This window comes from Caulobacter sp. DWR3-1-2, assembly GCF_049896225.1.
Taxonomy (GTDB): domain Bacteria; phylum Pseudomonadota; class Alphaproteobacteria; order Caulobacterales; family Caulobacteraceae; genus Caulobacter.
The window spans coordinates 104,615-117,380 of record NZ_JAFCTW010000013.1 but is presented as its reverse complement, the minus strand read 5'-3'; the positions used below and the strand labels follow the sequence as shown (position 1 = coordinate 117,380).

At 67.4% G+C, this 12,766-nt stretch carries 15 protein-coding genes; 6 read left to right on the top strand and 9 right to left on the bottom strand.

Annotated features, from left to right (window positions below):
* Nucleotides 1–177 precede the first annotated feature (177 nt).
* Entirely contained in the window at nucleotides 178–1,269 is a 1,092-nt protein-coding gene (locus tag ACP696_RS17085; RefSeq protein WP_426013491.1) for an NADH:flavin oxidoreductase, read from the top strand.
* A gap of 124 nt (nucleotides 1,270–1,393) precedes the next feature.
* On the opposite strand, the gene ACP696_RS17080 is transcribed toward ACP696_RS17085, so the two are convergent.
* The 6 genes from ACP696_RS17080 to ACP696_RS17055 form a co-directional block, all read right to left on the bottom strand.
* Entirely contained in the window at nucleotides 1,394–2,305 is a 912-nt protein-coding gene (locus tag ACP696_RS17080; protein ID WP_426044085.1) for an SMP-30/gluconolactonase/LRE family protein, read from the bottom strand.
* 77 nt (nucleotides 2,306–2,382) lie between these two features.
* Entirely contained in the window at nucleotides 2,383–2,784 is a 402-nt protein-coding gene (locus ACP696_RS17075) for a hypothetical protein (protein ID WP_426013487.1), read from the bottom strand.
* Entirely contained in the window at nucleotides 2,781–3,296 is a 516-nt protein-coding gene (locus ACP696_RS17070; protein ID WP_426013486.1) for a dihydrofolate reductase, read from the bottom strand. The genes ACP696_RS17075 and ACP696_RS17070 overlap by 4 nt, the downstream gene beginning before the upstream one ends.
* A gap of 8 nt (nucleotides 3,297–3,304) precedes the next feature.
* On the bottom strand, nucleotides 3,305–3,736 hold the full coding sequence (locus ACP696_RS17065) for a PaaI family thioesterase (protein ID WP_426044084.1): 432 nt from the start codon (nucleotides 3,734–3,736) through the stop codon (nucleotides 3,305–3,307).
* Nucleotides 3,733–4,590: a thymidylate synthase gene (locus tag ACP696_RS17060; RefSeq protein WP_426013483.1), complete on the bottom strand. Its 858-nt coding sequence runs from the start codon at nucleotides 4,588–4,590 to the stop codon at nucleotides 3,733–3,735. The genes ACP696_RS17065 and ACP696_RS17060 overlap by 4 nt, the downstream gene beginning before the upstream one ends.
* A 93-nt stretch (nucleotides 4,591–4,683) precedes the next feature.
* Nucleotides 4,684–5,238: a DUF924 family protein gene (locus tag ACP696_RS17055; protein WP_426013482.1), complete on the bottom strand. Its 555-nt coding sequence runs from the start codon at nucleotides 5,236–5,238 to the stop codon at nucleotides 4,684–4,686.
* A gap of 107 nt (nucleotides 5,239–5,345) precedes the next feature.
* Here ACP696_RS17055 and ACP696_RS17050 point away from each other — a divergent pair, with 107 nt between their 5' ends.
* Complete coding sequence (locus tag ACP696_RS17050; RefSeq protein WP_426044083.1) at nucleotides 5,346–6,230, top strand: RcnB family protein; 885 nt, start codon at nucleotides 5,346–5,348, stop codon at nucleotides 6,228–6,230.
* 304 nt (nucleotides 6,231–6,534) lie between these two features.
* Entirely contained in the window at nucleotides 6,535–7,554 is a 1,020-nt protein-coding gene (ilvC, locus tag ACP696_RS17045; RefSeq protein WP_426013478.1) for a ketol-acid reductoisomerase, read from the top strand.
* 120 nt (nucleotides 7,555–7,674) lie between these two features.
* Here ilvC and ACP696_RS17040 read toward each other — a convergent pair whose 3' ends face one another.
* Nucleotides 7,675–8,508 (bottom strand): CAP domain-containing protein, encoded by an 834-nt coding sequence (locus ACP696_RS17040; RefSeq protein ID WP_426013476.1) that lies wholly within the window; start codon nucleotides 8,506–8,508, stop codon nucleotides 7,675–7,677.
* Between the two features lie 26 nt (nucleotides 8,509–8,534).
* Here ACP696_RS17040 and ACP696_RS17035 point away from each other — a divergent pair, with 26 nt between their 5' ends.
* Nucleotides 8,535–9,098, top strand: a complete 564-nt coding sequence (locus ACP696_RS17035) for a nucleoside 2-deoxyribosyltransferase (protein WP_426013475.1) — start codon at nucleotides 8,535–8,537, stop codon at nucleotides 9,096–9,098.
* A gap of 139 nt (nucleotides 9,099–9,237) precedes the next feature.
* Here the strand turns inward: ACP696_RS17035 and ACP696_RS17030 are convergent, their stop codons facing one another.
* Complete coding sequence (locus ACP696_RS17030) at nucleotides 9,238–9,900, bottom strand: tRNA1(Val) (adenine(37)-N6)-methyltransferase (RefSeq protein WP_426044092.1); 663 nt, start codon at nucleotides 9,898–9,900, stop codon at nucleotides 9,238–9,240.
* A 240-nt stretch (nucleotides 9,901–10,140) separates the two neighbouring features.
* On the opposite strand from ACP696_RS17030, the gene ACP696_RS17025 reads away from it, so the two are divergent.
* Together ACP696_RS17025 and ACP696_RS17020 are read left to right on the top strand one after the other, a co-directional pair.
* On the top strand, nucleotides 10,141–11,151 hold the full coding sequence (locus ACP696_RS17025; RefSeq protein ID WP_426013473.1) for a polyprenyl synthetase family protein: 1,011 nt from the start codon (nucleotides 10,141–10,143) through the stop codon (nucleotides 11,149–11,151).
* 32 nt (nucleotides 11,152–11,183) lie between these two features.
* A complete protein-coding gene (locus tag ACP696_RS17020) occupies nucleotides 11,184–11,753 on the top strand; it encodes a hypothetical protein (protein WP_426044082.1) in 570 nt (189 codons plus the stop codon).
* Nucleotides 11,754–11,763: 10 nt separating this feature from the next.
* Here the strand turns inward: ACP696_RS17020 and ACP696_RS17015 are convergent, their stop codons facing one another.
* Nucleotides 11,764–12,618 (bottom strand): FkbM family methyltransferase, encoded by an 855-nt coding sequence (locus ACP696_RS17015; RefSeq protein WP_426044081.1) that lies wholly within the window; start codon nucleotides 12,616–12,618, stop codon nucleotides 11,764–11,766.
* Between the last annotated feature and the right edge of the window lie 148 nt (nucleotides 12,619–12,766).

The following is a 12,766-nucleotide window of genomic DNA, read 5'->3' as shown; positions in this document are numbered from 1 at the left end:
CTACAAACAACACCACAACCCACTGTTGGGTGGTTGGGGTTTTTGGGGGGGGGGGGGGGGGGGGCCCGCCCCCCCCCCCCCCACTCCGCACGGGGAGGCGTTAGTTTTTCTCCATCGTCCTCAAACGAAACCCGCCTTTATAACCACCGCTAACCCAGCCCTTTGCGGAGCCGCCTCATGGCCCTCGACGCCCTGTTCAAGCCGTTCGAATTCAAGTCGCTGAAACTGCCCAACCGGGTGGTGATGGCCCCGATGACCCGGTCGTTCTCGCCCGGCGGCGTCGCCACCGACGACGTCGCCGCCTATTACCGCCGCCGCGCCGAGAACCAGGTCGGATTGATCATCACCGAGGGCACGGGCGTGGCCCGCGACGCCTCGCTGAACGACGCCAACATTCCGCGCTTCCATGGCGAGAAGGAACTGGCGGCCTGGAAGACTGTGGTCGATGAGGTGCACGCGGCCGGCGGCCTGATTGCGCCGCAGCTGTGGCATGTGGGCGCGGCCAAGGGGAAGGACGTGCTGGGCAAGATCGATAGCCCCTCGGGTCTCTCCAAAGCTGGCGGCGAGCCCTTCACCACCCCGATGACCGACGCCGAGATCGCCGACACCATCGCCGCCTTCGCCACGGCGGCCGCGGACGCCAAGCGCCTTGGCTTCGACGCCATCGAACTGCACGGCGCCCACGGCTATCTGATCGACCAGTTCTTCTGGAACGGCACCAATGTCCGCGACGACGGTTTTGGCGGCGCCACCATTGCCGCCCGCGCCAATTTCGCGGCCGAAATCCTCAAGGCCGTGCGGGCTGCGGTCGGTCCGGACTATCCGGTGATCATCCGTCTGTCGCAGTGGAAGCAGCAGGATTTCACCGTCAAGAACGCTGTCACGCCTCAAGAGCTGGAAGCTTGGCTTCAGCCCCTGGCCGACGCCGGGGCAGACATCTTCCACTGCTCACAGCGCCGGTTCTGGGAGCCGGAGTTTGAGGGCTCAGACCTCAACTTCGCCGGCTGGGCCAAAAAGCTGACCGGCGCCCCGACGATCACCGTCGGCTCGGTGGGCTTGTCGGGCGAGTTCATCGCGGCGTTCGGCGGCGAGGGCAGCCAACCGGCCTCGATCGACGGTCTGCTGGAGCGCCTGGACCGCGGCGAGTTCGACCTGGTCGGCGTCGGGCGCGCGCTCTTGCAGGACCCGGAGTGGGTCATGAAGATCCGCGACGGCCGCAACGACGAACTGAAGGCCTTCGAGCGCGAGGCGCTGGGGGTGCTGTACTAAGACCAAATCTTCCCCCTGCGGGGGAGGTGTCGGCGCAGCCGGCGGAGGGGGGAGTTAGCCGCGGTGGGTCCGCCCCCCCCACCGGCGCCTTCGCGCCGCCTCCCCCACAGGGGGAGGAATGGGTTCATCCGTTGAAATTCAACCTCAACCCCGCCCTGGGCCACCGCGCCTTGTAGAGTTTCCCCGTCCCCGACGCCGTGATCCAGGCGTCTCTCATGTCGGCGCCGCCGAAACAGATGTTGGTGACAATCACGTCGGGCACGGCGAAGTGCTCGGTCGCGCCGCCCGGCGAGATCGCGGTGATTCCGCCATTGATGATCGTCGCCACGCAGACCCTGCCATCGGCCTCGACCGCCAGGCTGTCGAACAACTGATACCCCGGCAGGGTGACCACCACGTTTCCGGGCATCAACGGCGGCGCGTCGGCCAGGACGCCGGGCGCGGCGATGTCGAACGACCATAGCCGGCCCAGGGTGGTGTCGGCCATGTAGACGGTTTTCTCGTCGGGCGAGAGGCCCACGCCGTTGGGCGAGACGAAGTGGTCGCGCCAGCGAACGATCTGGCTGCCGTCGGTCAGGGCGTAGTAGAGGGCGCCGAACTTGCGACCCTCGGCTGTGGTGCAGCCGTGATCGGTGAACCAGAAGCCGCCTTGCCGGTCGAACACCAGATCGTTGGGCCCGATCAGCCGCTTGCCGTCGCACTCTGTGTAGAGCGTGGTCACAGCGCCGGTCGTTAGGTCTATGCGCTGGATCGACCCGCCCTCGTGGCCTGGCGGTGTCGGGCCGGGCACGTTGAGGCCGCCCATGTCGATGAAGTTGAAGCTGCCGCCGTTGTTGGTGACATAGACCGCGCCGTCCGGACCGATGGCCGCGCCGTTTGGGCCGCCCGGCAACTCGGCGATCGTCTCGCGGCGCCCGTCGGCGGCTACGCGGCTAAGGGTCTGGCGCTGGATCTCGGTGAGGATCACCGAGCCGTCGGCCATGGCGATCGGCCCCTCGGGGAATTGCAGGCCCTCGGCGACGAGTTCCAGTTCCATGCGTCTTGCTCCCGTTGCGACACCTCTAGCGGGCGCATGGGCGGAGTAAACGGGCGTTTGAACCCGCACGCAACGCCTCAGTCCAGATCGTAGAGCTCATAGGCGATCAACGCGCCGTCACTGGCCAGGAAGGCGCGGCCGTGGGCCGAGCGAACCAGGGCCTCGCGGTCGATCCATTTGGGCGTCGAGTCCGACGATCCGGCGCCCTGGGCGGCGCAGGGGACGGTCAATCGCACTGACTGGCGCGGCTTGAAGCGGGCGCCACGCTCGGCCTTGATCGCCCGACCATAGACCCGGCAGGTCGCTACTTCGCCGCGCTGTAGCGGACGAACCTTGAGCACGTCGAACACCACCACGTCGGTCGCCGCCGCCCGCCCCAGGCTGTCGTCCTGGCCCAGGTTGCGCGCGTCGACCGGGGCGGCGCTGCACAGCGTCAGGACGCAAAGCGCGGCGAACAGGTGAGGGCGAACAGGCATCATCGACGCTCCAATACACGGAACACGAAGGCGTGGTCATCATCGGGACCGGCGGGGTGCTCCTCGCGGCGCACCTCCGTCCAGGCGGTCTCGTCGAAAGCCGGGAACGAGACGTCGCCCTCCACCTCGGCCTGCACCTCGGTGAGGTACAGCCGCTTGGCGCGGGGCAGAGCCAGCTCGAAGATCGCCCGGCCGCCGATCACGCAGACCTCGTCGACGCCGTCGTCGGCGGCCTGTTCCTTGGCCATCTGCAGGGCTTCCAGGAAGCTCTCGCAGACCACGGCCTGCTGGGGTTCGAACGAGCCGTCCTGCGACAGCACGATGTTCATCCGGCCGGGAAGAGGCTTGCGGGGCAGGCTGTCCCAGGTCTTTCGCCCCATGATCACCGGCTTGCCCATCGTGCAGGCCTTGAAGATCGCCAAGTCGGACTTCAGGCGCCAGGGCAGGTCGCCATCACGGCCGATGACGCCGTTGAGCGAGCGGGCCACGGGGCCGACGGTAAGGATCACGGACATGGCCCGTTCTACGCCGCTCCGAACGGAACCACCACCTGTTGCGCCGAGGCGCGGGCGATCAACTCGCCGTCTGGTCGCCGGAAATCGGCGTCGACATGGATCATGCCCCTGGTCTGGGCCACCACGCGGCCTTCGATCGTCAAGACTTCCGCCTTGCCCACGCGGATGAAATCGACCTTGAGATTGCTGGTTCGGAACATCGCGTCGCCCGGCGCGACGGTCATGGCCGCGAGCGCCAGGATCTGGTCGGCGAGGGCGGCGATGTAGCCGCCGAACAACGAGCCATCGACATTCAGCAACTCCGGCGCCGGCGTCCAGGTCTTGCGCACCCAGCCCTCGCCCCAGTCGTCGAGGCCGCCGAGCTGGAGGGTCTGGACGACCGGCGGCAGGACGACGTCGCCGCTCTTGATCTCATCGAGGCGGTCAGTGGCCCAGGTCACACCGCCACGGCCGCCTTGATATGCGGATGAGCCTCGTAGCCTTCCAGCGTGAAGTCTGCGTACTCAAAGCCGAACAGATCTGTCTTGTCGGCCATCTTCAGGGTGGGGAGGGGGAGGGGTTCGCGGGTCAGCTGTTCGCGGGCCTGGTCCAGGTGGTTGAGATAGAGGTGGGCGTCGCCGAAGGTGTGGACGAACTCGCCCGGCTGCAGACCGACGACCTGGGCGACCATCATCGTCAGCAGGGCGTAGGAGGCGATGTTGAACGGCACGCCCAGGAAGACGTCGGCGCTGCGCTGGTAGAGCTGACAGCTGAGTTTCCCATCCGCGACGAAGAATTGGAACAGACAGTGGCAAGGCGGCAGGGCCATGTCGTCGACATCGGCCGGATTCCAGGCGCTGACGATGTGACGGCGACCGTTGGGATTGGTCTTCAGGCCCTCGACCAGCCTGGCCATCTGGTCGATCGAGCCGACTCCGTTTCCGTCTTTGGCCGGCGCCGCCCACGAGCGCCATTGCTTGCCGTAGACCGGACCCAGGTCGCCGTTCTCGTCGGCCCATTCGTCCCAGATCTTGCAGCCGTTTTCCTGCAGATAGCGGACATTGGTGTCGCCCTTCAGAAACCACAGCAGCTCGACGATGATCGAGCGCAGGTGCAGTTTCTTGGTGGTCAGGACCGGGAAGCCTTTGGACAGATCGAAACGAATCTGCCGGCCAAAGACGCCCAACGTGCCGGTGCCTGTGCGATCGCCGCGCTGGACGCCGTTGTCGAGGATGTCCTGCAACAGGTTCAGGTACTGCCGTTCCGGATGGTCGGCGGGGGCCTGCTGGGCGTGGATGGGGACGATGGCGTTCATGGTCGCTAGAGTGCAGGCGAATCGCCGTCGTCGCCAGTGCGGCAAATGCGTTTGGGCGTTCGTCCCGTCAGTAAGGTGGAGGGAGGGGCTTTGTCACCCCGCGAAGCCGCCCTCGTCCAGAAACGCCTGTTCTTCCTGCGTGGTTGTCCGCCCTAGCGCCGCGTTGCGGTGCGGGAACCGGCCGAACCGGGCGATGATGTCCCGGTGCAGCAGGGCCCAGTTCAGGCTCTCGGCGTCGCCGTTGTCCTTCGGCAGGCCTTCGAACAGGGCGATGCCGGCGTCCTGTTCGGCCAGGGACTCCGAATGTTCGTAAGGCAGGTAGAAGAACGGCCGCAGCAGCGGGTCCACGGTCTTATCGTAACCGGCGGCCACGGCCGCGACAGCGATCGTCCGGGCCTTGCCGTCGGTGGCGAACGCGTGGCCACTGTCGCGGTAGAGGTTGCGGGGAAACTGGTCGAGCAGGATGACCAGGGCCATCGCGCCTTCGGCGTCGCCCGCCCAGCCGTCGTACTGGCCGCGCGCGGCGACGAGATGGACGGGTTCGAACCTCAGCCGGATCGCCGCGTCGAAGACGTCCGACTTGACGAACCACTTGGCCGGGCCGGCGGCGGCCCAGAAGCCGAGAACGTCCTGAGGGTTGACGAGCATAAAGCATTCCTCAGCGGCGTCGTTCAAACGCGGTTCATGGCGCTGGGCCGACACTACATACAAGGGATGAGCGTCGGACCCACCACAAGGGATCCCTGGAGCACGAAATGAAACGTCTGATCACGACCGCGATGATCCTGTCGCTGCTGGGCGGTGCCGCGGCCGAAGCCGCCGGCGCGGGACAGCTTGACCGGCGCGGGGGCCGCCAAGAGGGCGGCGAGCGCGGCCCACGCGGGGATAACGGTGGCGATCGCGGCGGTCAGCAGCAGCCTCAACCACAGGCCCAGCCTCAACAGCAACCTTCGAGTAGCGATCGCGGTGATCGTGGCGACCGCTCCAACGGCGGCGGCAGTTGGAGCGGCGGCCGTCCGGCGCCACAGCCGCAGGAGCCTCAACAGCCTCAACAGCCTCAACAGCCTCAGCAGCCTCAAACTCCCCCGCAGGCGCAAAACCCGCAGCAAGGCCGTGACCGCGGCGGCTGGCAGGGCCAGAATGGCCAAGGCGGTCGTGGTGGCCAGGGCGGAAATTGGGGTCAAGGACAGGGTCGTCCAGATCAGGGCCGCCCCGACCAAGGCGGGCGTCCCGGTGGCTGGGACCGTCCCGGCCAAGGCGGTCGTCCCGATCAGGGCGGACGTCCGGGCGGTTGGGATCGTCCCGGCCAGAGCCGCCCCGGCGACAACGGCCACTGGCGTGACCGCGACAACAACCGTCAGCGCTATGACCAGCGTCGCTACCGTCCTTCCTATCAGGCCGGCCAGCGCTACCGGGTCGGCGTCTATCGCTATCCACGTGGCTTCTACGTGAACCAATGGTCGTTCGGCGACTATCTGCCGGGCGGCTGGTACGGCCAGTCCTACTATCTGAACGCCGGTTCCTATGGCCTGCCCTATCCTCCGGCCGGCTGCGAGTGGGTTCGGGTCGGCGACGACGCCGTCCTCGTCGATATCTGGTCGGGCCAGGTGCTCAGCGTCAACTACGACCTGTTCTGGTGATTGACTGAAATTTGGGGACGCACGCATGCGTGCGTCCCCATCGGCATCCTCGACCTTCGTCGTCGATTTCGCTGCCTTTCAGGAGCGGCGGACGGCGGCGACTTGCCGTTCTGGCCGGCTCCTGCCACGCCGACGATGGCGGCGGAGCGCCCCAGGGTCTAAAACGTGGCCGCAGAGGCTATAAGGTCACAACGTTCTGCCGTCATCGCCTTGACGAAACGGCAAAAAAACGCTCAAACGCCCGGCCTTTGTCGCTCCGCCGTTGCGCGGGACGGCCTGATTTGACCAGTCCTGGAGAAAAAACATGCGCGTCTATTATGATCGCGACGCCGACCTCGCCCGCATCCTGGACAAGAAGATCGCGATCGTAGGCTACGGCTCGCAAGGTCACGCGCACGCTCTCAACCTCCGCGACTCGGGCGCCAGCAACGTCGCCGTCGCCCTGCGCGCCGGTTCGGCCACCGCCAAGAAGGCTCAGGCCGAGGGCCTGCAGGTCATGACCGTGGCCGAGGCCGCCGCCTGGGCCGACCTGATCATGATCCTGGCGCCCGACGAGCATCAGCGGGCGATCTATGCCGAAGAGATCGCCCCCAATATCCGCGACGGCGCGGCCCTGCTGTTCGCTCACGGCCTGAACGTCCACTTCGGCCTGATCGAGCCCAAGGACACCATCGACGTCCTGATGGTCGCGCCCAAGGGCCCCGGCCACACCGTGCGCGGCGAATATCAGAAAGGCGGCGGCGTGCCCTGCCTGATCGCTGTCCACCACGACGCCACGGGCAACGCCCACGACCTGGGCCTGGCCTACGCGTCGGCCATCGGCGGCGGCCGCTCGGGCATCATCGAGACCAACTTCCGCGAAGAGTGCGAGACCGACCTGTTCGGCGAACAGGCCGTCCTGTGCGGCGGCACGGTCGAGCTGATCCGCTGCGGCTTCGAAGTGCTGGTCGAAGCCGGTTACGCGCCGGAAATGGCCTATTTCGAGTGCCTGCACGAGCTGAAGCTGATCGTCGACCTGATCTATGAAGGCGGCATCGCCAACATGAACTACTCGATCAGCAACACGGCCGAGTACGGCGAATATGTCACCGGCCCGCGCATCGTCACCTCGGAGACCAAGGCCGAGATGAAGCGGGTGCTGGAAGACATCCAGTCGGGCAAGTTCGTCCGCGATTTCATGCTGGAAAACCAGGTCGGCCAACCCTCGTTCAAGGCCACCCGTCGCCGGACGTCCGAGCACCAGATCGAGGAAGTCGGCGGCCGCCTGCGCGCCATGATGCCCTGGATCGCCAAGAACAAGCTGGTCGACGTGGCCAAGAACTAGGCTTTTGCGCCATCGCTGAAACGTCAGACGGCGGGCTCGAGAGGGCCCGCCGTTTTTCGTCCACCAAACCCATTCAACCGCTCATCCTGGCATTGGCCGGGATGAGCGGCATTTGGAATCTCACCCCAACAAGAACACCGGCCCCCAGGCGACCTGATACTTGTGTTCCCCGGTCGAAAGGTGAGGGCGCAGTTGCCAGGCGCCCGGCGGCAGGGTTTGGGGGCCAGGGCCTTCGAGATAGGTCTCGATCAGGGGCTCGGCGCCCGGCTCCGACACCGAGAACTGATCGATGCGCGGGGTGGCGCGGGCCAGGGCCTCGCCGATGGCGTCCACGGACGACACCCGTAGCGGGGCAGGGCCAGCCAGCCGGGCCGAGACCTCGGCATAGGCGCCCACGGCAATCACCTCGGCCCCCCGGCGAAGCACGCCGTAGCCCACATGGGTGAAGCCCGTGGCCAGCAGGTTGGCGCGGTGGCTGGGGCTGGTCTTCCACTGGCCCATGATCTGGTCGGGACGCACTGGCCCAATGGCGTTGAGCCGCTCGGCGATGTTCTCGGCCGGGGCGCCGATCAGGTCGCGGGCCAGCAGGCCGACGCGGGCCGCAGGTCCGAAACCCTCGGGGGTCATGTGGTCGAACACGCCGGTGCGGGCCACGTCAGCGGCATGGGCCCGGGCCGCCAGGGTCAGGCCGGGATCGGGCGTCAGGTTTCGCAGGCCTCGAGCGCGCCGAAAGATGTCGCCCAGATCGGCCAGGTCCTGTTCGAAATCTGGATCGAAGTCGCCGCGTCGCTGGGCCAACTGAGCCCGCAGGCGGCGCTCATAGGCGAGCCAGGAGTCGCTCAGCGCGGCGCGCGCGCAGGCAGGCAGCAGGCTTGAGCCGACGACGGCGAGGAGGGTGCGACGGTGGACCGTGGTCCCGATGGGGGGCGACATCTTCAAGGCGGTTGACAGCATCCCGTTTGCGCAAGCTCTAAGGTCTCATGAGACCTGTCCGTTCCCTATGGCTGGCCGGCCCCGAACCCTGGCTGCCCGACGCCGAGCCGCACGCCGCCCGGCAACGCGCCTTGTGCCTGAACTTCGGCTTCACTGGCCTGACGGCGCCCGCCATCGTCGAGAGCGATCCCAACGATTCCGAGATCCGGGCCCGCGAACTCTACACCGAAAGAATGGCGAAGCTGCGTCAGGCCGACGCCGGGGTGATAAACCTGACGCCCTGGCGCGGTCCGTCCTGCGCCGCCAGCGCCGCCTTCGAGGCCGGGGTGTTGGCTGGGCTGGGCAAGCCGGTCTTCGCCTATCTCAACGTCGCCGACGAAATCGAGGCCGAATATGTCGACCGGGTCGAGGCCCATGTCGGCGCCCAGCGCGACGAGGCCGGCGTCTGGCGCGATGGCGACGGTTGCGTGGTCGAGGACTTCGGCCTGCCGGAGACGGTGATGCTGTGGGCCGAGGCCCGGCGCCTGTTCGTGATCATCACCGAGGACACGCTGCACGACCTGACGGGGCTGGAGATGTGCCTGGACGCCTTGGCGCTGTACGCTGAGTAGGGTCTATTCGTCCACTTGCCCCCACCTGGCGGCTTCGCCGCCTGTCCGCCCCCCATGGAGCGCGGAGCCCCGCGCGCCTGAGCTCTTCCCCCTATGGGGGAAGACGATCGCGAAGCGACCCCTAGGGGGCAAGTAACGGCTAACTCCACCCCAGCCCCGTTTCCCCCCTCAGGATCGCTTCCGCCCGCACAGTGTGTCCCGCGCCCTCCCGTTCATGCAGCACCAGGGGCGGCAACAGCACCAGCGGCGCCTTGCCGGTCTTGATCGCCCGGACGATCACCCGCTTGGCCGGAGCGTCGGCGAACGGCGCGATGGGGCGGATCCTGAACGACCCCGCCTTGGGAGCCAATAGCGTCAGGATGTCGCCCAGCCGATCGGCGCGGTGAATCAGGGTGACCGTCCCGCCCTCGCGCACCGCTTTCAGGCAAAAGACCGTCCAGGCCGCCAGGCCGCCATCCGCCATCCAGGCGCCGGACTTTTCCGCGGCCGGGGCGCGCAGGGCGCCAGGGTCGTCAAAGAACGGCGGATTGCTGATCGCCGCGTCGAAAAGGGGCAGGTCCAGCGCCCGAAAGCCGGCCTCGACATCGCCCTCGATGATCTCGACCCGAGCCTCCAGGCCGTTGAGCGCGACATTGCCGCGCGCCAATGTGGCGGCGGCCGGATCGCGCTCCAGTCCGACGAATCGGGTGTCGGGTCGGCGACTTGCGGCGCCCAGCAGGGCGCCGCCAACGCCGCATCCGGCCTCGATGACGCGATCGCCGGGCCGGGCGTCGCAGGTCGCCGCCAGCAGGGCGGCGTCCATGCCCGCCCGGTATCCGGACACGGCCTGGCGCAGCCTGACGCGGCCGCCCAGCACGGTATCTTCAGTGACCCCGAGGGGCGGTCCAGGGGGGAGGATCTCGTTCGGCAACGTTTCAAGCCTTGTGCTCGCCTTGACCCTGACCTATCCCGCCACCATTGTCGCTCGCAACGGCTGATCAAGCCCGCGAGACGCAAGGCGCACGCCGACCCCCGGCGGGCGTCAGTCAGGGAGAGTATTGTCTTGGACGCAGCTGCAGCGACCCTCGCCCGGGAGCCGGGATCGGTGGATCGTCTCGTGCGGCTGGCCGCCGCCGACATGACCGGGGTCGATGCTCTGATCACCGCGCGCATGCAGAGCGAAGTGCCGGTCATCCCGGCCCTGGCCGAGCACCTGATCGCCGCCGGCGGCAAGCGCCTGCGCCCGCTGCTGACCGTGGCCGCCGCGCGCCTGGCCGGGTCGGGCGACGACACCTGCCTCAAGCTGGCCGCCGCCGTCGAGTTCATCCACACCGCCACCCTGCTGCACGACGACGTGGTCGATGGCAGCCAGCTGCGGCGCGGAAAGATGGCGGCGCACCTGATTTGGGGCGCGGCGCAAAGCGTGCTGGTCGGCGACTTCCTCTTCGCCCGGGCCTTCGAGCTGATGGTCGAAACGAATTCGATGAAGGCGCTGGAGATCCTGGCCAAGGCCAGCCGCGTCATCGCCGAGGGCGAGGTTCTACAGCTCACCCGCAGCCACGACCTGAACCTTTCGCAGTCGCTGTATCTGGAAATCATTGGCGCCAAGACCGCGGAGCTGTTCGCCGCGGCCTCGGAGGCTGGCGGCGTCTCGGCCGGAGTGCCGGCCGTGCAGTCCGACGCCCTGCGCGCCTATGGCATGAACCTGGGCCTGGCCTTCCAGCTGGCCGACGACGCCTTGGATTATGGCGGCACGACCGAGGCCTTGGGCAAGAACGCTGGTGACGACTTCCGCGAAGGCAAGGCCACCTTGCCGCTGCTGCTGGCCATCGCCCGGTCCGGCCCCCGCGAGGCGGAGTTCTGGGAGCGGGCCATCGGCCGTCGCGAGCAGACAGACGCCGACTTCCGCCGCGCCCGCGAACTGATCATCGGCACCGGCGCGCTGGAGGCCACCCTCGACCTGGCCTCGGAATATGCCGACAAGGCCAAGGGCGCCCTGGCGGGCTTCCCGGCCAACGAATGGCGCTCCAGCCTGGAAAGCCTGGCCGACTTCGCGGTCAGCCGGCGCAGTTGATGGCGCGGCGGGACGATCCAAAGACGTCGAACATGCTGTGGGTCGAGCCCGAGGGCCCGCCCACGCCGCTGAACACGACGCTGGAGACTTCGTCCGACAATCCCAGCGGCGACCCCCACGGCCAGGCCCATCACGCGGGCGAAGCGGCAGGCAAGGTGATCGGCGGCGGGATCGGCCTTGTGGTCGGCGTCGGCATCTTCTTGCTGATGTTCGGACCGGTGCTTTGGGCGCCGCTGTGGGCCGCCTTTACCGCCGCCATCCGGGTCAAACTTCTGGCTCATAACGGCTGGCTGACCGCTGGCGCAGCCATCGCGGCTTTCTTGGCCGTGGCCTTCGTCCAGTTCCTGCTGCTGGTCCAGAAGAGCCCGCTGCTGCGCTATCCCGCAGTGCTGCTGTTCTCGCTGGCCTGGGTGGGCGGGCTTTGGTGGGAACTGACATCACCGCCGCACAACTGGCTTCTGCCGCCGCCGTGGCGCACGCCCGGAACCTGGGCCATAGTCGCGGTCGGCGTCGGCACGGTAATCTATTCAGGCCTCTACCTGCTGATTCTCACCCGCTTCGGCAAGGGCCGCTGGGCCAAGAAGTGGCAACTGATCAAGTAGGCGGGGCCTGCTAGCCCCTTGCCTTCAAGCACAGGTCCAGGTGGGTGCCGTTGTCGTCCTCGACATGGCGCTTCCAGGCTTCATCGACTTTCGCAATCACTTCGGCAGGGCTGGCCGCCTTCACGGCCTCGCGCCGCTTTTTGCGGTGCAGGATTTCGACGCCATAGCCCATGTCGAGGAAGAAGCTCAGCAGGGCCGAACCTTCCGCGCGCGAGGTCTCGGCCTGGAAGGCCGGGGAATATTCCAGGAAGGTGATGGGCTTCTGGTCGGCCATGAAGGCCTTGGCCCCCATGAAGGCGCGATATTCCATGCCCTCGATGTCGATCTTCATCACATCGACCTTGCCGAACTCGCCGCGCAGCAGATCAATCGGCACCACGGGGGCCAAGTCGTAGTCGCCCAAGTCGCTCGGCGCGGCCTCACCCGACGGTTCCAGCTGGTGGTTGTTGTGCATCGTCTGGCGACGCAAGAAGGCGGTGCCCAGGGTGTCGGACACGCCGACCAGGATCAGCCGGATGTTCTCCACGCCATTGGCCTTGGCGCTTTCCAGGATCACCCGGCCGTTGCCAGGGCTCATCTCGATGGCGATGACCTGGCCGTTGGCCCCGACCTTCCTGGCGGCTGGCAGCGCGAAGGCGCCCCAGCTAGCGCCGACGTCCAGCACGGTCATGCCGGGCTTCAGCGTCTGCAGGAAGTAGTCCAACACCCAGGGCTCGTAATCCTTGCCGTCCAGCAATTGCTTGGTAATCACCCAGTGGTCGGGCATGCGGAAGGTGCAGCCGCGGAACTTCACCGCGGTCGGGATGGGGGCGGCGCCGACCGGCAGCGAGATGGCTTGGTGCTTCGTCTTGCGGAACAGGCCCATGGAGTCCTCGTCGCGTGCGGCGTCACGGAATCGCGGCGCGGCAATCTTGTGTCTGGCGCGTCACATAGCCGGCCGGCAACGCGGCGTCACCTGCGTCGCGGCGCGCCAAGCTCGACAAGGCCCGAGATTCGTCGCACGGCTAGGCGTC